This window comes from Luteibacter sp. UNC138MFCol5.1 (assembly GCF_900110505.1).
Lineage (GTDB): Bacteria > Pseudomonadota > Gammaproteobacteria > Xanthomonadales > Rhodanobacteraceae > Luteibacter.
The window spans coordinates 358,651-377,406 of record NZ_FODZ01000002.1 but is presented as its reverse complement, the minus strand read 5'-3'; the positions used below and the strand labels follow the sequence as shown (position 1 = coordinate 377,406).

Genomic DNA, 18,756 nt, shown 5'->3' with positions numbered 1-18,756 from the left:
ACGGTCATGGCGAACAAGACCATCGGCATCGTCGGCGCGCGTGGCCACACGGGCGCGGAACTGATCAAACTCATCGTCGGTCATCCGGGCCTCGATCTCGCGTTCGTCTCGTCGCGCGAACTCGACGGGCAGCGCCTGGCCGATCACAGCGACGCCTACGCGGGCGAGCTCCTCTTCAGCAATCTCGATCCGGCCGCCGTGGCGGCCGCCGGCGCCGACGTGGTGGTGCTCGCGCTGCCCAACGGCAAGGCCGCGCCCTACGTGGAGGCGATCGACAAGGCGGGGGGATCCACGGTGATCGTCGACCTCTCGGCCGACTACCGCTTCGACGAGCGCTGGTACTACGGCCTGCCCGAGCTCTACCGCGACCGCTGGCGCGGCGAGAAGCGCATCAGCAATCCCGGTTGCTACGCGACGGCCGTGCAGGTGTCCATCGCGCCGATCAAGGACCTGCTGGCGGCACCCCCGGTGTCCTTCGGCGTGTCGGGTTACTCGGGCGCCGGAACCACGCCGTCCGACCGCAATGATCCCGAGAAGCTGCGCGACAACCTGATGCCGTACTCGCTGACGGGGCACATGCACGAGAAGGAAGCGAGCCGCCACCTCGGCCTGCCCGTCGAATTCATGCCGCATGTGGCGCCGCACTTCCGCGGCCTCACCGTCACCACGAACCTGTATCTGGCGAAACCGGCGAAGCGCGAGGACATCGTGCGCCGCTACGAGGCCCGGTTCGAGAACGAGAAGCTCATCCATGTCGTCGACGAGGCGCCGTGGGTCAGCCGGATCGCGAACCGTCACCATCTCGAGGTCGGCGGCTTCGCCCTGTCGACGGATGGCCGTCGCGTGGTCGTCGTGGCCACCCTCGACAACCTGCTCAAGGGCGCGGCGACCCAGGCCATGCAGAACGTCAATCGCGCGCTCGGCTTCGACGAGCTCACCGCCATCCCGCTGTAGCGCACCAAGGAATCATCGATGACCCAGCCGCTCTGGCAGAAATCCGACACGCAGGTCGACGCGCGCATCATGCGGTTCCTCGCAGGCAACGACGTCGTGCTCGATCGCGAGTTCTTCCTCCACGACATCACCGCGAGCAAGGCGCACGTCGAAGGCCTCGCCAACATCGGGGTCGTCAGCCCGGACGAGCGCGACGCGCTCAAGCGCGAACTGGACGCGCTGGCCGCCGACTTCTCCGCGGGCAGCTTCGTGCTCGACGAGCGTTTCGAGGACGGGCACTCGGCGATCGAGGCGCGTCTGACGGAGCGCCTTGGCGACGCCGGGCGCCGCGTTCACACCGGGCGTAGCCGCAACGACCAGATCCTCGTGGCCACGCGTCTGTGGCTGAAGGAGAAGCTGGCGACGCTCGAGGCCCTGTGCCGGCGCGTCGCGGAGGTCTGCCTCGAGCGGGCCGCCGGCGAGGCGCTGCCGATGCCCGGCTACACGCACATCCAGCGCGCGGTGGTCTCGTCCACCGGCATGTGGTTCGCCGCGTTCGCGGAGGCGTTCATCGACAACACGCTGCGCGCCCGCCAGGCGCTGGAACTGATCGACGCGAATCCCCTCGGCACCGCGGCGGGCTACGGCGTGAACGTGGGGCTCGACCGCGCGCATACGACGCAGGCGCTCGGTTTCGGCCGCATGCAGGTGTCGCCGATCTACGCGCAGCTGTCGCGCGGCAAGTTCGAGATGGCGGCGCTCGACGCCGTCGGCACGGCGCTGCTGGACACGCGCCGGCTCGCGTGGGATCTCTCGCTGTTCACCACCGCCGAGTTCGACTTCGTGAAGCTGCCCGCGGAGTACACGACGGGCTCGTCGATCATGCCGAACAAGCGCAATCCCGACGTCGTCGAACTGCTGCGCGCCAGCTACGCGAGCGTGGCGGCGGCGCGTACCGAGATCGAGCAACTGCTCTCGCTGCCGTCGGGCTACCAGCGCGACCTGCAGTTCTCCAAGGGCTCGCTGTTCCATGGTTTCACCATGGGGCTCGGCGCCCTGGAACTGCTGCCGGACATGCTCGCCCGTTTCGAGTGGAAGGCCGACCGCATGCGCGCGGCCATCGAGCCGGCGATGTACGCGACCGACGTCGCGATCGAGCAGGCCGTGGCCGGCGTGCCGTTCCGCGACGCGTATCGGGCGGCTGCGGAGACGGCGGCGTCGGCGGGCGAGGGGCGCTCGCCCGAATCGAGTCTCGCCGCGCGCACGTCGCCCGGCGCGGGCAACGACCTGATGCTCGACACGTTGCGCGCGCGCCTCGCGGCGCTGGCTGGCTGACGCCCGGTCGCCGGCGGGCGGCGGTCCGCTTGGCCGTAGGGGGTATGACGGGGGAGGATCGATGGCGTTCACCGAACAAGCGCTGCCACCCTGGCGGCGCGCCGTCCTCAAGGTCGGCAGCAGCCTGCTGACGACGCCGGAGGGCGCCTTGACCGGCGCCCACGCCGTCGCGCTCGCGTCCTTCGTGGCGGCCTCCCGCGCGCAGCGACGCGAGGTGGTGATCGTTTCCTCGGGCGCGGTGGCGGCGGGCCGTGGGCTCGCCGCGCCACAGCGGGGCAGCGGACTGGTCGGACGCCAGGCGCTCGCCGCGCTCGGACAGACGCGCCTCGTCGCGCTCTGGCAGGGGTTCTTCGACGACGCGGCGGTGGCGCAGGTGCTGCTCACGCACGACGACCTGCGCCACCGGCGCCGTTACCTCAACGCGCGCTCCACGCTGCGTGAATTGCTGGCCCTCGGCGCCATTCCGGTCATCAACGAGAACGACACCGTCGCGGTCGACGAGCTGAAGGTCGGCGACAACGACAACCTCGCGGCCATCGTCGCGGCGCTCGTCGACGCGGACCTCCTGCTCATCGCGTCCGACGTGGCCGGCTTGTACAGCGCGGACCCGCGCGCGGTCATCGACGCGATGGCCATCGACGATGTCGCGGCCGTCACGCCCGCGCTCCTGGCCAGCGCCGGCGGCGCCGGCAGTCGGGCCGGCACGGGCGGCATGCGTACGAAACTCGAAGCGGCGGAAAAGGCCGCCTCGGCGGGCATCGAGACGGTCATCTTCGACGGCCGGAACGCGGCCGTCGTGGGCCGGCTCGCTACCGGATTGCTGTCCGGCACGCGTTTCCGCGCGCAGGGCGGCCGTGTCGCCGCGCGTACGTCCTGGTTGCGCCACGCGCCGATAGCTGGACGTATCGACGTCGACGCGGGGGCGGCCGCCGCGCTGCGTTCGCGCGGGGCGTCGCTCCTGCCCGGCGGCGTGACGAGCGCCACGGGCGACTTCGCACGGGGCGACGTCGTCGAGGTGGCCGAGGGCGACCGCGTCACCGCGCGCGGCATCGCGCAGTACGCGGCGGGCGACATCCGCCGCCTCGCCGGCAAGCACACGCGCGAGATCGAGGCCGTGCTCGGCTACAGTTACGGCGAGACGATCATCCACCGCGACGACCTCGTCGTCCTTCCCGGCTGAGGGAGCGCGCCATGACATCGAATCTTCGCGAACGCGCACTGGCCTGCAGGGAAGCTTCTGCCGCGGTGGCTGCGCTGGACACCGCGGCGAAGCGTCGCCTGCTGCACCGGATGGCGTCGTGCCTCGCGGAGGACGCGTCGCTCGTCGTCGCGGCGAACGCGCTCGATATGGAGGCGGCCCGCGCGAACGGGACGAGCGACGCCATGCTCGATCGCCTGCGCCTCGATCCGTCGCGGATCGACGGCATCGTCGCGGCCATCCGCGACGTCGCCGCGTTGCCCGATCCGGTCGGCGTCGTCACGCGTCGCGACGTGCGACCCAACGGCATCGTCGTCGAGCGCGTGCGCATTCCGCTCGGGGTGGTCGCGATGATCTACGAAGCGCGCCCCAACGTCACGGCGGATGCCGCCGCGCTCTGCCTGATGGCGGGCAATGCCGTGATCCTGCGCGGCGGATCGGACGCCATGCGGTCGAACCTCGCCATCGCCGCGTCGCTGCGGCGCGCGCTGCGCGAGGAGGGCCTGCCGGAAGCGGCCATCACCCTGCTGGACGATCCGCGCCGCGAAACGATGGTCGAGCTGCTCCAGCTCGCCGACATCGTCGATCTCGCGATTCCCCGCGGCGGCGAAGGCCTCATCCGCTTCGTCACGGAGCACGCGCGCGTGCCGGTGATCAAGCACTACAAGGGCGTCTGCCACCTCTACGTCGACCGCGCGGCGGACCCCGAGCTCGCGCTGCGCCTGCTCGTCGACGGCAAGACGAGCCGACCCGGTGTGTGCAACGCGCTCGAGACGTTGCTGGTCCATCGCGACATCGCCCCGGCGTTCCTGCCGCCGGCCATCGCGCGCTTGCGCGAACTCGGTGTCGAGATCCGCGCCGACGACGCGACCCGCGCGCTCGTCCCCGGCCTGTCGCCGGCCAGCGAGGACGACTACGCCGCGGAATTCCTGGCGCTGATCCTCGCCGTCCGTATCGTCGACGACATCGACGACGCCATCGCGCACATCCGGCGCCATGGCTCGGATCACACCGAAGTCATCGCCACGACGGATACCGCGGTGGCAAGCCGCTTCGTCCACGCGCTGCGTTCGGCCGTGGTCATGGTCAACGCGTCGTCGCGCTTCAGCGACGGCGGCGAACTCGGCCTGGGCACGGAAATCGGCATCTCCACGACGCGCCTGCATGCCTACGGCCCCATGGGCGCCGAATCCCTGACGATCGAACGCTTCGTCGTCCGCGGCGAAGGCCAGACCCGCCACCCGACCTGACCCGAATCGCGCCCAGGTGCGCTCCAACAGCCAGTTGGAGCGCACCTGGGCGCGACATCCTTTGAGGCCATGAGCAACAGGCCCTGCGCCTCTCTTCTAAAGGATGTCGTACTTACAGGCTCATGTACGCAGCGAATACCCTCGGATGACTGTTCCAGGTCATTGAATTCAGTCCCGTCGATGACACAGAAGCATTCAATGTGCTGCGAGGAACTTACCTACGCGCCCTCAAGCACGGGACTACAGCAGAACTAGGCTTGGCAACAGAAAATCATCCGGCCGTTTGGAAGGGCGGCCAGCAGGGAAGTCGTCAATACATCGTTGGAGGGCGTACATGCGTTCGAGCAAATGGCTGCCGTGACGAGGGCCAGCGCCGTCTCGTCCCTTTGGATGATGTCGCTTGCGACATCGAAAACATACTGGTGGAAATCGCGCCGTTTTTTCAAAGCGTCGCGTTCGAGGTTCTTCATCGCCATGGTCCTTCTCGCGCCGATTGCGGCGGTGCCCGAAGTGATTCCGGCGATTTTCTCGGTTCCAGGCGACGCTTCCGTGCACCCTTGGCTTCGTGGGCTCGACTTCGCTGCGATCGTTTTGACTTACAGAACGTGGATGGCGTCCCAAAGGCCTTTCTCGCCGGATGTCTCGATGTTCCATGTGCTCGTGACCTGTGCTTCGCCGTGGTTCCTTCGCGCTAGTGGAGCGGTCGGCGCCCTTGTCGCATCCTGGCCAGTCATGTTGCTGACCATCGGCCTGATGGCTCTTGGCGACCTGCGAGCGGCCCTGACTGCCTTGCTGGCAGTTGGCTCAGCACGGGTCGCCGGCGGCGCAAGAACGTGGTGGCCTTGGCAAATGCGGTTCCATGCGCGTCACGACCTTCGATCGAGCGAGCGGATGGCCACCGTGCTTCTGCGCAGCGCGTGCACCGACATGAGTCCAGCGCGTCACGCCGGGAATCTCGTGCGGTACGCGTCCGTCGGAGGCGTCGTGGCGTGGAGCATGCATTTCGCAGCATCCGACGACGGGATGGCTGTGTCGACGCTGGTGCTGGTCGCTTCGGGTGCCGTAGCGGTGATTCCCATCCGTGGCATGGCTGAGGCTGCGCGCGAACGTATGCTCGGGGTGGCTCCGATGCTCGCTATCGCGCCGCGCGTTGAATGGCTCTCCGCCGCGCGGGTCCTCGTCGGTGCGTGGTTCGTCGTCGCCATGGAGGTCGTTCTCGTCCTTGGCGCTGGTGCTGGAGATTTGCCCATGGGCGCGCCGCTACTGGCATCCACGATGGCGAATGGGCTCGTCGTTTGTGGAACGAGATCGTTCGGAATGCCTAAAGTGTTCGACTGGCTCGGAATCGGGGCGGTTTCCACCGGGCTGTCGTGGTGGTGGCCATGACGTCGCTGTCCATGGATCGTGTAAAGAAGGGCTTCGGGCCGCGGTGTGTGATCCGGGATGCCTCTGCGCGGCTTGAAGAGGGGGCTCATTTGCTGGAAGGGCCGAACGGCGCGGGAAAGTCCACCCTCATGAGCATGGTGGCGGGCATGTCGCAGCCGCTAGCTGGCTCGATCATCCTGGATGGTCATGACGTGTCGCGCCGGACACGTGCTTCCCGGAGGGCGATCGCGTTCTCCGCCGCCGAGCCCGCCTTTTTCGAGGGTGTGACGGTTGCGGAAGCCATACGATTGCACTGCGCTCTTCGCGGTGATCCGGTAGATCGATCCACGATGCTCGGCGAGGATCCGTTTCTCCTCGATTCGGTCATGGACGCACGCTTCGGCGAACTATCCCTCGGCTGGCGAAAGCGCGTGATCCTTCACATGGTTCTCGGCTCGTCGGCCGAGCTGGTGATACTCGACGAGCCGACTGTCGGACTCGATGTCCCCTCGATAGACGTCTTGCGAGAGTGGCTGATTCGGCGACGCGGTATCGCCCTCGTTACCTGCCACGAACCGTCCGCACTTCATCTACCGTGGGCCGGCAGGCATGTGCTTTGTCCGTCGCCGACCGGATCGGTGTTGCGGCACGCGTCATCGTAGGCTTGCGGGACGCGCCGATCGCGCCCAGGTGCGCTCCAACAGCTAGTTGGAGCGCACTTGGGTGCGATTCGAGCGTCCACTTCGATCGCAACCGGGTCCGCTCCAACGGAGCGCGGTCAGGCGATGGTGCCGAGGCCCGTGCGGATGCGTGTCGAGACCGACAGCATGGCGGCCCAGGCGCGCTCCAGCGCGTCGGCGAGTTCGGCACGGTCGAGGGCGACGGTTTCCGCACGGCCGCCTTCGTCGGGCACGTATTCGATCAGCACACGGTGACCGTCGATCCATGCCTGTTCGCCGGCGAGGAACGACGGATCCTCGAACGCGGCGGTGCCCGGCTCGGGTGGCATGGCGAAGGCCGTGCGGGCATCGACCGGTGCCTTGCGCAACAGATCGAGGGCTCGTTCGTACGAACCATCCTCGTCGTCGAGGTAGAGGTCGACGCGGTCCATGCGTGGCCCGACGAACAGCTCGACCGAACCGGTGAAGATGGCGTGCGTGGCGTAGCCGTCGAGGCGGAGGCGCGGGTGGGCGAGCACGTCGCGCAACGCGGCCACGTAACGGTCCGTGACATCCGCATGCTCGCGGAGCCACACGCTGCTGACGTCGTCGATCGCGGTGACGTGGCCGTCCACCTTCGCCTCGACGCCGGCATGCGATACGTGTGCCGGTCGTTCCGGAAGCGCCACGGGGAGGCCACCGGCGCGAAGGCCGAACATCACGCGGCCGGGCGCGGTGCGCAGCCAGTGCGTCACGCCCTGCATGACGAAACCGTTGCCGCGTTCGCTGTACGGCGCGGGGAACAGTTCCTGCTCGCTCATGCGTTCGCTCCGCGCCACGCTTCGATGGTTTCCACCGCGCCCAGGCAGTCCGCGTAGCGGTTGTACAACGGCGTGGGCGAGAGGCGGATCACATCCGGTTCGCGCCAGTCGCCGACGACACCGTGGCGCTCGAGATGGGCGAAGAGCGCGCGGCCCGCGTCGCGGCCCGCGCGTACACGCACGGACAGCTGCGCGCCGCGCTGCGCCGGGTCGGCCGGCGTCACGATGTCCAGCGTGTCGTCGAGGCGCGTGCGGATCAGCCAGTCGAGGTAAGCGGTGAGGCGACGGCTCTTGGTCGCGAGACGCGGCATGCCCGCGCGCGTGAAGACGTCGAGCGATGCGCGCAGCGGCGCGAGCGCCAGGATCGGCGGGTTCGACAGCTGCCAGCCATCCGCGCCGGGCGTCGGCACGAACGTGGGCCCCATCTGGAACCGTGTCGTCTTGTCGTGGCCCCACCAGCCAGCGAAACGCGGGACGTCCTCGCGTGCATGGCGTTCGTGGACGAAGGCGCCCGCGACGGCACCCGGTCCGGCGTTGAGGTACTTGTACGTGCACCAGACGGCGAAGTCCGCGCCGCTGTCGTGCAGGGCGAGCGGAAGGTTGCCCACCGCATGGGCGAGATCGAAGCCGACGACGCAGCCTTGCGCGTGTCCGAGGCGGACGATGGTGGCGAGATCGAACACCTGGCCGGTGCGGTACTGCACGCCGGGCAGCAGCACCAGCGCGACGCGTCGGCCGTGCGTGGCGATGGCGCGCTCGATGGCATCCATCGACAGGGTGCCGCCCGGACCGTCGGGCTCGATCTCGATGAGGTCGGTCGCCGGATCGAAACCGTGGAAGCGGACCTGCGATTCGAGCGCGTAGCGGTCGGTGGGGAACGCTCCGGCTTCCATCAGGATGGCGGGGCGTTCCGTGGTCGGCCGGTAGAAGCTGACCATCATCAGGTGCAGGTTCACGCCCAGACTGTTCATCGCGACGACTTCGCCGGGGCGTGCGCCCACGACCTCGGCCATCGCGTCGCGCACGTACTCGTGGTAGTGCATCCACGGCGAGCGGCCGCGGAAGTGCGCCTCCACGGCGAGGCCGGCCCAGTCGTCGAGTTCGGCCTCGATCGCCGCGCGCACGATCTTCGGTTGCAGGCCCAGCGAGTTGCCGCAGAAATACAGGCTGTCGCGTCCGTCGTGCGGCGGGATATGGAACTCGTCGCGAAAGGCGCGCAGGGGATCGGCGGCGTCCTGGGCGTCGGCCCAGGCGCGCGTCGCTTCGAAGTCGGTCATGGATCGGGTATCCGGAAGCATCAGGACGGGATGCGCGAGGCGACCTCGGCGCAACCCTTGTCGAAAGCGGCGGCGAACTTCGCGTCGTCCGCCGGACGCACGCAGCGAAGCTGGATCGCGTAGCCGCCCGTGTAGAAGTAGCGCTCGTAGTAATCCTGCTTCACCGGACCTTCCTTGGCCGTGTAGGCATTCTCGGTTGGCGAGGAAGCCTTCCTCGGCGCGTAGTCCTTGAGGCCGGAGGCGCGGCTGCGCAGGGTGCCGGCGAATTGCTGGAAGCCATTGAGGTTGGGCACCAGCTGCAGCGTGATCGACACGCGTGCGAGCGTCGCGTCCGCCTGCGTCGAGCCCGGCACCTGGAAGACCTGGCTTTCGCTGTCACGATCCTGCGACTGCATGATCGGCACCCACGCGTCGGGAACGGCGAAGCGGATCTTGCCGTCGGCCATGGCGACGTCGGTGGCGCCCAGGGTGGGGCTGGCGAAGGCGAGGGCGGTCAGAAGGACGCGCAGGGTGCGGTTCACGGTGTGGGTTCCCCAATGGATCGCGGCGCATGCCGCGTAACGGCGGCATTCTGGCACAGCGGACGCGACGCGTTCGCCTGGCGGCCGTGAGGCGCGTCACGCCACCGCGGCGACGGGCTGGAAGCGCGCCATGGGCATGCCCAGCCATTCGAGCGCGGTGCCGTGGAAGAGCCGGGCGCGGTCGGCGTCGGACAGGCCCAGCGCTTCGATGCCCGCGCCCGGCTCCTGCTCGCCGAGCGGGAACGGGTAATCGGTGCCGAGCATGACCCGGTCGGTGCCGGCGGTGGCGAGCAGGTAGCGCAGCGCCGCGTCGTCGTGCACGCAGGAATCGAAGTAGAGGCGGGACAGGTACTCGCGTGGATTGCGCGCGTTGTCGGTGGCGACCAGGTCGGGACGCATGCGGAACCCATGCTCGATGCGGCCGATGGAGTACGGAAAACTGCCGCCGCCATGGGCGAGCATGATCTTCAGCGACGGCAATCGCTCCAGCACGCCTCCGAAGATCAGCGCGCACGCGGCGCGCGATTGCTCGGCTGGCATGCCGACGAGCCAGGGCAGCCAGTACTTCGGCATGGTGTCGGTGCCCATCATGTCCCAGGGATGGACGAGCACGGCCGCACCGAGGTCGGCCGCGGCCTCGAAGAACGGGAACAGCTCCGGCGCGTCGAGGTTCCATTCGTTGCAGTGCGAACCGATCTGCACGCCCTGCAATCCGAGCTCGTCGATGCAGCGCTCCATTTCCCGGATCGCCAGGGAGGGCGATTGCAGCGGAACCGTGCCGATGCCCGCGTAATGCCGGGGATGCGCCTCGCACACCTGCGCCATGCTGTCGTTGAGGTGCGTGTGCAGCTCGAGCGCCTGGTGGCCCCTCGCCCAGTACGAGAACATCACCGGCACCGTGGACACCACCTGCACGGCGACGCCGAAGCGCGCGTAGTCGGCGATGCGCGCCTCCGCGTCGAACGCCGATTCCCAGACCTCCCGGAAGAACCGGCCGTCCTTGTAGATCCGGTGGTGACCGCTGGTGTGGGTCATCACCGGGAAGCGGTCGTCGCCGTACCGGGCCGCGAGATCGGGCCAGTCACGGGGCAGGATGTGCGCGTGCGTATCGATCTTCAGCATGCGCCCGAGTGTAGCGCCGGGCGCATGACGGAGCCTCTCGCGGTGCAGCAAGCCTAGGCCGGGGCGGTCGAGCGGCGGGCGACGACGTGGGCGATGGTGTCGACGTTATCGGTGAGGCGATCGGTCAGCCGCTCCACGGCGTCGGCCAGCTCGCGGTCGACGCCGCGCGCCAGCGCCTCGGCCAGGGCGCGCTGGTGCTCGCGCAGGGCCGGTGGGGGCGCGACGGCCTCGGTGCGCGTGAGCGCCCCGGACTGCGCGCGCAGCGCCGCCGAGGCCTCGCGGATGAACGCGCCGACATGCGGCCATGCCTGCGCCGCCGAGGCGTCGTCGATCAGCGATTCGAGCGCCATCGACGTTCGTGCAAGGCGGTTGCCGTTGGCGTAGAGCGTTTCGGCCAGCTCGAGCAGCACGGCGGGCGTTCCGGGTTCCGCGCGCATGCGGTCGACCGACGCCTGCGCGTTCGTGCGCGCCGTGCGCGTGCGCGTGCGGACCTCGTACCGGGTCGCCACGTCGGCGGGCGCGACGAGGGCGTCTAGATAGTCCGCATAGGCGCAGAGCATCTCCGAGAGAGCCGAGCGGGCCTGGTGCCGCTCCCACGACGGCCAGAGGAGGTAGGCGAGCAGCGCGAGCGCGCTCCCTAGCGCGGTGTTCAGAACGCGGTCGGACATGGCCGAGAACGGATCGACGCCTTCGAACGAGAGCAACACGACGACGGTGCCCGTCAGCGCGGCCACCGCGATGCCGTAATGCGCGCCGGCGAGGTAGCGGAAGATCACGCAGAGCAGGGCCATGACGGCGAGATGCGCGACGACGGCATCCGGCGTGATGCGCAGGACGAAGGTGGTCAGCAGGAGGCCGAGCACCGTGCCGACGACGCGCAGCAGGCCGAAGTTGAACGTCGCGGCGAAATCGGGGCGGAGCACGATCGCCGCCGTCATCGGCAACCAGTAGCCATGCGGCAGGGCGAAGTGACGTGAAACCACGAACGCCACCGTGAGCACCACCGCGCAACGCACGGCGTGACGGAAGGCGACCGATCCCGGCGTGACGTTCGCACGCAGGATCGACAGCGCCGACGCGCTGCGCAGCGTCTTGGGCAACGCGGTTTCCGCGCGCTGCGCGCGTTCCTCGCCTCGCGAGCCGGCCCAGTTCGTGTTGCGCACCACGGCGGCGAGCTGGCCGGACAACGCCTGGATGTGCGCGCCGATGCCGATGGGCGGGGCGCCCGACAGCAACGCGCGCTCGCTGGCCTGCAGGGTGGCGAGCGCCCGTTCGGCCCGTTGCGGCGGCTCGGCGGCATCGAGGGCGTCGGCCGCGGCGATCAGCACGCGCGAGGCGTCGTTGCGGAACATCTCGCCGACGCCGTGCCGGCCCGATTCCAGTTCGGCGATCGCGACGAGTTCGAGACGGATGCGCTCCGCCAGTTCGAGCAGCACGCGGAAGGCTTCCATGGCGCGCCCATGCGCGTGGTGCCGCCCGAGCAGGGTGACCTGCAGCGTGTTCATCGCGTCGGTGAGGCCGGGAGCCTCGCCGTCTTTCTGTGGCTTGCGCGCGAGGTCCGCCAGCCCGCGGAAAACGACCGCGAGGGCGGCGCGCTCGGGACGGTAGCGCTGCAGCGGCCACGCGGCGATGGAGAACACGGCCAGCAACATGCCGCCCGCGAAGATCAGGCCGCCGCCCGCGAAGGCGCCGCGCAGATCGGTGGGGGTCGCCGCGGTGATCACGAGCAGCAGCATGCTGGTCATGCCGACGCGGGCGATGTCGGGGCCGAAGACGCCGAGCATGCCGCCGGCGAAACCGCAGACGGCGCAGGCGAGGGCCATCGGCGCGACGTAGTTGCCGATGAGGAAGCCGACGAGCGATGCCACGCCCGCCGCGAGCGCGGCGAGGAACAGACGGCTGAGGCGTTGCTGGTAGGGACCGGGCTGGTCCGAGAACATGGTGTCGAGCGCGCCGGCGGCGATGCCGATGCCGACCTGCGGATGGCCGGACCAGATGCCCAGGGCGAGCGGCAGGATCACCGCCGCCGTGTTGCGCAGGGCGACGCGCATCGGGACGTCGGGACGCTTCGTGCGGATCAGCGTTTCGATGACGCTGGCACGTAACGAGTAGCCGTTGCTCATGGTTCGGGAGGGCTCATCCATTGAGCCGACCATTCTGCCCAAACCTGCCTGACTGGAGGGCAAGCGGGACGAGGGGGACGGAGAACGCGGCCGCGTTTCCGTCCCCGTGCATCACGAAGCGCGACCTGCGAAATCGCCGGTCAGCGTGTTCACGGTGACCTTCTCGCCGGTGGTGATGTACTCGGGCACCTGCACTTCGATCCCGGTGCTCAGGGTCGCCGGCTTGGTGCGCTTGGTGGCGCTCGCACCCTTGAGTTCGGGCGCGGTGTCGGTCACCGTCAGGACGACCGAGGTCGGCACCTGCAGGCCGACCGGCGCATCGTCGATCACCTGCACGTAGTAGCCCTCGAGGTCTTCGACGATGTAGCCGGCGTTGTCGCCGACGACCGAGGCGTCGAGCGTGTACTGCGTGTAATCCTCGTCGTCCATGAAGACGAACGCGTCGCCATCCATGTACGAGAACTTCGCCGCGCGGCGCGCGAGCTCCACTTCCTTCAGGTCGTCGTCGGCGCGCAGGCTCAGGTCGAACTTGCGGTTGCCCGGGATCGAGTAGAGCGTGAAGCGGAACGTGACGTTGCCGCCGCGTGCCGTGGGCGAGCTGCGCTCGATGTCGCGGACCTGGTAGACCGTGCCGTCGTTCTCGACGACGTTACCTTTCTTGACTTCGGATGCTTTCATGGGTGTTCGACTTCGATGTCGTGGTTGGATTATTTCGGCGCGAGACGCACGGCGCCGTCGAGGCGGATCGTCTCGCCGTTGAGGTAGCGGCTGGTGAGAATGAAGGCGACCGTGTCGGCGAACTCGTCCGGCTTGCCGAGGCGGGACGGGAAGGGGATCGAGGCCGCCAGCGATTCCTGCACCTGCGGCGGCATGCCGTCGACCATCGGGGTCCAGAAGATGCCCGGCGCGATCGTGTTCACGCGGATGCCGAAGCGGGCGAGTTCCCGTGCCATCGGCAGCGTCATGCCCACCACGCCGCCCTTGGATGCCGAATACGCGGCCTGTCCGATCTGGCCTTCGTAGGCCGCGACCGAGGCGGTGTTGACGATCACGCCGCGCTCGCCGTCGTCGCCGGCGCTATTGGACTGCATCAGCTGCGCGGCCGCCTTGGCGACGTTGAAGCTGCCGACCAGGTTGACCATCACCGTGGTGGAGAACGTGGACAGCGGCATGGCGCCGTCCTTGCCGAGGACGCGGCCCGCGCCCAGGATGCCGGCGCAGTTCACGACCACGTTCAGGCCGCCCATCGCCTCGCTGGCGGCGGCGACGTTCGCGGCGACGCCATCCTCGGAGGTGACGTCGGTGCGCTGGAACGAGGCGTTCCCGCCGAGCGCGGCGACGGCGGCGCGGCCCTTCTCCTCGTTGACGTCGAAGAGCGCGACCTTCGCGCCCGCGGCGACGAGTCGCTGCGCGACGGCATGACCCAGACCGGATGCGCCGCCGGTGATGACGGCCCTGACCTGTTCGAGCTGCATGGGAACTCCGGAAATCTGGCAAAGAAGCGCATCTTAGCCGAGGGGGCCCGCGGATGCTTTCCGCGGCAGCACACGGGTTGTGGTAGTTACGGATTACACGGTGGCCAGCAGGTCGCGGAGTTCGCGCGACTGCGCCAGTCGCGCGAACGGGACCACCGGGCGGGGCGGATTCGCGGGTTCGGAGAGGAAGAGGCTCCACACGCCGACATCCCACCAGCGGCCCAGCTTGTAGCCCGCCTTGGGCCAGACGCCCGCGGGGGCGAAACCCATGGCCTCGTGCATCGCCACGCTGGTATCGCCGGGCAGGGTGATGACGCCGACCGCCTGGTTGATGCCCTGCAGGCGCATGGCGTCGAGCAGCGTGCCGTAGAGGCGGCGGGCGATGCCGCGGCGGCGGGCTTTCTCGTGCACGTAGATCGAGGTTTCCGCGATCCAGTCGTACGCCGCACGCTCGCGGAAGCGGCCCGCGTAGGCGTACGCGAGCACCTCGCCGTCTTCCTCCCAGACGAGCCATGGGTGATGGGCGAGTCGTATGCGAATGCGGCCGGCCATGGCGTCGTCGCCCGGCAGTTCCGTTTCGAAGGTGATGGCGCTGCTCTCGACGATCGGCGCGTAGATGGCGTGGCAGGCGGCGGCGTCGGTGTCGACGGCGATACGGATCACAGGGGCTTTTCCATGAAGATGCTGGACGGGGAGGCGTGATGGTCGCCGAAGGGGCGGCAGCGGCGATAGCCCGCGCGTTCGTAGAGTTCGATCGACTCGGTCTGCGCCGTGCCCGTCTCCAGCTTCACCATGCGTCCGCCGGACGCGCGGATCTCGCGTTCGAGTGCCTCCAGCATCTGCTTGCCGAGACCCATGCCACGGCAGGCCGGCAGCACGTACATGTATTTCAGCTCGGTGTAGTCGCCGTGGTCGACACCCGCGCCACAGGCGAGCGGTGTGCCGTCGACACGCGCGGTCATGAACGTCGTCTGCGGCTGCCGCAGCGCGGGCACGCTGATCGCCGGCGGTGGCACCGGGCGATCGAGGTCGGACAGGTAGATGTGCAGTTCCTCCATCAGCGAGAGCACGTCGGCGCGGCCGGGATCGTCGATGGCGAACACGAGTGACGGCGGCGTCGGCGGCACGATCAGGTCGCCGTCGTTGAGGCTGCGGAGGAAGAAGCGGTCGCAGCTGAAGTGTCCCGTGCCGCCCATGGGGGCGTCGATGCGCGTGAAGCCGAGGCGCAGGTACAACGCCTGCGCCGCGTCCATCCCGGTCAGCGTTTCGAGGTAGCAGCGGGAGAAGCCGGCGCGACGTCCCGCGTCGAGGCAGCGGCGGAGCAGCTGCGTCGCGGCACCGGTGCCGCGCGCTTCCGGCAGGAAGTACATCTTGCGCAGCTCGCAGGTTTCGTCGTCGCCGCCTTCGAGCGGCGCGATGCCGCCGCCGCCCACGGCGCGGCCGTGCATCTCGACCACGAAATACGCGCAGCGCGGCGTCGAGTAGGCCGAGGACATCGTGTCCACTTCGCGGTCGTGGATCGCGAAGCCGGGCCCGTCCGCGCCGAACTCGGGCATCACGGTGCGGATCACGGCGGCGATGTCGGCATCGTCGCGGGGTTCGATCGGGCGGATCAGGAAGTCGGCAGGCATGCGTCGATGCTGCCACGCACGACCACGCGCGCCAAGGCGTCCTTGGGCGGCGCTGCCGACGCGTTACGCGGCCGTACGCGCCCGCGTGACCCGGCTCGCCGTCTCCTTGCCCAGCTGGGCCGCCAGCCACGCGCCCGTCTCCACGAGGCGGTCGAGGTCGACGCCCGTCGTCATGCCCATGCCGTGCAGCATGTAGACGACGTCCTCGCTGGCGACGTTGCCGGTGGCGCCCCTGGCATACGGGCAGCCGCCGGTGCCGGAGACCGCGCTGTCGATCACGCGCACGCCTTCCTCGAGGCAGGCGAGGATGTTGGCGAGCGCCTGGCCGTAGGTGTCGTGGAAGTGGATGGCGAGCGCGTCCATCGGCACCTCGGCCGCCACGGCGCGCAGCATGGCGCGCGCCTTCGCCGGCGTGCCGACGCCGATGGTGTCGCCCAGCGACACCTCGTGGCAGCCCAGTTCATGCAGCCGGCGCGCGACGCGGACGACGTCCGCGATGGGAACCTCCCCCTGGTAGGGGCAGCCGAGCACGGTGGAGACGTAGCCGCGCACGGCCACGCCATCGGCGCGCGCGCGTTCCATCACGGGCACGAAGCGATCGATGGACTCGTCGATCGACGCGTTGATGTTCGCGCGGTTGAAGGCTTCCGACGCGGCGGTGAACACGGCCACCTCGGTCGCGCCGACCTCGAGCGCGCGCTCGTACCCCTGCAGGTTGGGCACCAGCACGGGGTACACCACGCCGGGCGCCTTGCGGATGCCGCGAAAGACCTCGGCGGCGTCGGCGAGCTGCGGCACCCACTTCGGGCTGACGAAACTGGTGGCTTCGATCGTGGCGAGACCGGTGGCCGAGAGGCGGTCGATCAGTTCGATCTTCACCGCGGCCGGAAGCAGGGCCTTTTCGTTCTGGAGGCCGTCGCGCGGACCGACTTCGACGATGCGGACATGGCTGGACGTGTTCAATGCGCTCTCCGGTCAGGCCGTTTCGGCGAAGCGCACGAGCACGGCGTCCGCGTCCACGAAATCGCCTTGCGCGGCCGATATCGATTCGATGGTGCCGGCGCGCGGAGCCTTCAAGGCCAGCTCCATCTTCATCGCTTCCATCACCAGCAGTTCCTGTCCTTCCTCGACGCTGTCGCCGACGGCCGCCCGGACGAGGACGATCCGTCCCGGCATCGGCGCGACCAGCTGGCGCGCGCCGGCGGTCTCCTCGCCGGTCCACGCGAACGCGGGCGCGCGTTCGAAGGTCCAGCGGCGTTCGTCGGCGTCGTGCAGGCGGATGTGCGACCCGTGGACGGCGATCGGCACACGCCGGGCCTGGCCGTCGAAACGGGCGGAGAGCACGCCGTCGCCAAGCCGCGCGCCGGACACCGTGCACGCGCGGTCGCCGAGGTGGAGGATGTAATCGCCACCGTGCCCATGGGCATCGATCTCGTGGCGGCGGGCGCCTTCCATGAGCGCGACGACGCGCTTGCCCGGATGGCCCAGGCGCCAGGCATCCGAGGCGGCCCACGGCGAGTGCGGATCCGCGGCGGGCACGTGGCGGGTCGCCTCGTCGCCGAGCAGGAACCCCGTCGCCGCCGCGAAGCGGTCCAGATCGGTGGGCGTGGCGTCGCCGGTGAGGAATTCGTCCAGATGGCGGTCGAGGTAGCCGGTGTCGATGCGGCCCTCGACCACGACCGGGTGACGCGCGAGGCGTTCGAGGAACGCGACGTTGGATTTCGGTCCGACGATTTCCGTGTCGGCGAGCACGGCGCGCAGCCGTTCGAGCGCCTGGGTGCGGTCGCGGTCGTGGACGATCAGCTTCGCGATCATCGGGTCGTAGAAGATCGTGACGGTGTCGCCGGCGACGACGCCGCCGTCGAGCCGCACATGCGCCGACGGGCGGGGCAGGTCGAGCGAAACGAGGCGCCCCGAACCGGGGAGGAAGTTCGCCTCGGGATCTTCCGCGTACAGCCGCACCTCGATGGCGTGGCCGGTCGCGCGGATCGCGTCCTGGGCCAGCGGCAGCGGCTCGCCCGCGGCGACGCGCAACTGCCACTCCACGAGGTCAAGCCCGAGCGTTTCCTCGGTGACGGGGTGCTCCACCTGCAGGCGCGTGTTCATCTCCATGAAGAAGAACTCGCCGTCCTGCGCGACGATGAATTCGACGGTGCCCGCGCCGACGTAGTCGACGGCGCGGGCCGCCGCGACGGCGGCGGCTCCCATGCGTTCGCGTCGGGCCTCGTCGAGGAACGGCGAGGGCGTCTCCTCGAGAACCTTCTGGTAGCGGCGCTGCGCGGAGCATTCGCGCTCGTTCAGATGGATGATGTTGCCGTGCGTGTCGCCGAACACCTGGAACTCGATGTGCCGCGGATGCTCCACGTAGCGCTCGAGGATCACGCGCGTGTCGCCGAACGCGTTCGCCGCTTCACGCTGCGCGGAGGCGAGCGCCTCGGCGAATCCGTCGGCATCGCGCACGATGCGCATGCCCTTGCCGCCGCCGCCGGCGGCGGCCTTGATCATCAGCGGAAAGCCCGTGCGCTTCGCTTCGTCGGCGAGATGCGCCGGATCCTGGTCGTCCCCGTGGTAGCCGGGCACCAGCGGCACGGCGTGGCGCTCCATCAGCGCCTTGGCGGCGGCCTTGGAGCCCATCGCGTCGATGCTTTCCGGTCGCGGGCCGATGAAGGCGATGCCGGCGGCCGCGCAGGCGCGCGCGAAGTCCGTGTTCTCCGAGAGGAAGCCGTAGCCGGGGTGGATCGCCTGCGCGCCGCTGCGGAGCGCCACCTCGATGATCGCGTCGCCACGCAGGTACGACTCGGCGGGCCGCGGGCCGCCGATGGGCCAGGCCTCGTCCGCGAGGCGCACGTGCTGGGCATCGGCATCGGCGGTGGAGTACACGGCGACCGTGCGGATGCCGAGGCGGCGGCAGGTCCGGATGACGCGGCAGGCGATTTCGCCGCGGTTGGCGATCAGGATGCGGTCGAACATGCGACTCCCGGCACGGGTCAGGGGCGGAGGGGAAAGGCGGGAAAATTAGCAGATCGCGCGATGTCGGCGGGTTGCG

General features: G+C 69.3%; 18 protein-coding genes and 1 pseudogene. 6 read left to right on the top strand and 13 right to left on the bottom strand.

Annotation, left to right across the window (positions count from 1 at the left end; translation table 11 throughout):
* Nucleotides 1-6: 6 nt before the first annotated feature.
* The 4 genes from argC to BMY69_RS06015 all read left to right on the top strand — a co-directional run bounded on the left by argC (nucleotide 7) and on the right by BMY69_RS06015 (nucleotide 4,716).
* Nucleotides 7-954, top strand: a complete 948-nt coding sequence (gene argC, locus BMY69_RS06030) for an N-acetyl-gamma-glutamyl-phosphate reductase (RefSeq protein ID WP_090176046.1) — start codon at nucleotides 7-9, stop codon at nucleotides 952-954.
* An 18-nt stretch (nucleotides 955-972) separates the two neighbouring features.
* Nucleotides 973-2,268: an argininosuccinate lyase gene (locus tag BMY69_RS06025; protein WP_090176043.1), complete on the top strand. Its 1,296-nt coding sequence runs from the start codon at nucleotides 973-975 to the stop codon at nucleotides 2,266-2,268.
* A gap of 61 nt (nucleotides 2,269-2,329) precedes the next feature.
* Nucleotides 2,330-3,448, top strand: coding sequence for a glutamate 5-kinase (gene proB, locus BMY69_RS06020; protein WP_090176040.1), 1,119 nt, complete (start codon nucleotides 2,330-2,332; stop codon nucleotides 3,446-3,448).
* A gap of 11 nt (nucleotides 3,449-3,459) precedes the next feature.
* The gene (locus tag BMY69_RS06015; protein ID WP_090176037.1) at nucleotides 3,460-4,716 is read left to right on the top strand and encodes a glutamate-5-semialdehyde dehydrogenase; all 1,257 of its coding nucleotides are present in this window, start codon (nucleotides 3,460-3,462) and stop codon (nucleotides 4,714-4,716) included.
* Between the two features lie 251 nt (nucleotides 4,717-4,967).
* Here BMY69_RS06015 and BMY69_RS19250 read toward each other — a convergent pair whose 3' ends face one another.
* Nucleotides 4,968-5,186, bottom strand: coding sequence for a hypothetical protein (locus BMY69_RS19250; RefSeq protein ID WP_143070396.1), 219 nt, complete (start codon nucleotides 5,184-5,186; stop codon nucleotides 4,968-4,970).
* A gap of 4 nt (nucleotides 5,187-5,190) precedes the next feature.
* Between BMY69_RS19250 and BMY69_RS06010 the strand changes: the two genes are divergently transcribed.
* Together BMY69_RS06010 and BMY69_RS06005 are read left to right on the top strand one after the other, a co-directional pair.
* Entirely contained in the window at nucleotides 5,191-6,102 is a 912-nt protein-coding gene (locus BMY69_RS06010) for a hypothetical protein (RefSeq protein WP_143070395.1), read from the top strand.
* Nucleotides 6,099-6,743 carry an ABC transporter ATP-binding protein gene (locus BMY69_RS06005; protein ID WP_143070394.1) on the top strand — a complete coding sequence of 215 codons (645 nt, stop codon included), beginning with the start codon at nucleotides 6,099-6,101 and terminating at the stop codon, nucleotides 6,741-6,743. The genes BMY69_RS06010 and BMY69_RS06005 overlap by 4 nt, the downstream gene beginning before the upstream one ends.
* 116 nt (nucleotides 6,744-6,859) lie before the next feature.
* Here the strand turns inward: BMY69_RS06005 and BMY69_RS06000 are convergent, their stop codons facing one another.
* The 12 genes and pseudogenes from BMY69_RS06000 to BMY69_RS05950 all read right to left on the bottom strand — a co-directional run bounded on the left by BMY69_RS06000 (nucleotide 6,860) and on the right by BMY69_RS05950 (nucleotide 18,680).
* Nucleotides 6,860-7,561 (bottom strand): hypothetical protein, encoded by a 702-nt coding sequence (locus BMY69_RS06000; protein WP_090176029.1) that lies wholly within the window; start codon nucleotides 7,559-7,561, stop codon nucleotides 6,860-6,862.
* Nucleotides 7,558-8,838 (bottom strand): kynureninase, encoded by a 1,281-nt coding sequence (gene kynU, locus BMY69_RS05995; RefSeq protein ID WP_090176026.1) that lies wholly within the window; start codon nucleotides 8,836-8,838, stop codon nucleotides 7,558-7,560. The genes BMY69_RS06000 and kynU overlap by 4 nt, the downstream gene beginning before the upstream one ends.
* Nucleotides 8,839-8,858: 20 nt before the next feature.
* Complete coding sequence (locus BMY69_RS05990) at nucleotides 8,859-9,359, bottom strand: hypothetical protein (RefSeq protein WP_090176024.1); 501 nt, start codon at nucleotides 9,357-9,359, stop codon at nucleotides 8,859-8,861.
* A gap of 96 nt (nucleotides 9,360-9,455) precedes the next feature.
* Nucleotides 9,456-10,481: an amidohydrolase family protein gene (locus BMY69_RS05985; RefSeq protein WP_090052581.1), complete on the bottom strand. Its 1,026-nt coding sequence runs from the start codon at nucleotides 10,479-10,481 to the stop codon at nucleotides 9,456-9,458.
* 53 nt (nucleotides 10,482-10,534) lie between these two features.
* Nucleotides 10,535-12,604 (bottom strand): FUSC family protein, encoded by a 2,070-nt coding sequence (locus tag BMY69_RS05980; protein WP_090176021.1) that lies wholly within the window; start codon nucleotides 12,602-12,604, stop codon nucleotides 10,535-10,537.
* Between the two features lie 111 nt (nucleotides 12,605-12,715).
* Nucleotides 12,716-13,282 (bottom strand): elongation factor P-like protein EfpL, encoded by a 567-nt coding sequence (yeiP, locus tag BMY69_RS05975; protein ID WP_090052584.1) that lies wholly within the window; start codon nucleotides 13,280-13,282, stop codon nucleotides 12,716-12,718.
* A gap of 29 nt (nucleotides 13,283-13,311) precedes the next feature.
* Nucleotides 13,312-14,079, bottom strand: a complete 768-nt coding sequence (locus tag BMY69_RS05970) for an SDR family NAD(P)-dependent oxidoreductase (RefSeq protein WP_090176019.1) — start codon at nucleotides 14,077-14,079, stop codon at nucleotides 13,312-13,314.
* 93 nt (nucleotides 14,080-14,172) lie between these two features.
* Nucleotides 14,173-14,742: a GNAT family N-acetyltransferase gene (locus BMY69_RS05965; protein ID WP_090176017.1), complete on the bottom strand. Its 570-nt coding sequence runs from the start codon at nucleotides 14,740-14,742 to the stop codon at nucleotides 14,173-14,175.
* On the bottom strand, nucleotides 14,739-15,137 hold the full coding sequence (locus BMY69_RS19750; protein ID WP_255364503.1) for a GNAT family N-acetyltransferase: 399 nt from the start codon (nucleotides 15,135-15,137) through the stop codon (nucleotides 14,739-14,741). Before BMY69_RS19750 ends, BMY69_RS05965 begins: the two co-directional genes overlap by 4 nt.
* Before the next feature lie 87 nt (nucleotides 15,138-15,224).
* Nucleotides 15,225-15,710, bottom strand: a pseudogene (locus tag BMY69_RS19860) (GNAT family N-acetyltransferase); the annotation flags it as partial.
* A 63-nt stretch (nucleotides 15,711-15,773) separates the two neighbouring features.
* Nucleotides 15,774-16,673, bottom strand: a complete 900-nt coding sequence (locus BMY69_RS05955; protein WP_090176014.1) for a hydroxymethylglutaryl-CoA lyase — start codon at nucleotides 16,671-16,673, stop codon at nucleotides 15,774-15,776.
* Between the two features lie 12 nt (nucleotides 16,674-16,685).
* Entirely contained in the window at nucleotides 16,686-18,680 is a 1,995-nt protein-coding gene (locus tag BMY69_RS05950; protein ID WP_090176012.1) for an acetyl/propionyl/methylcrotonyl-CoA carboxylase subunit alpha, read from the bottom strand.
* Nucleotides 18,681-18,756: the final 76 nt, after the last annotated feature.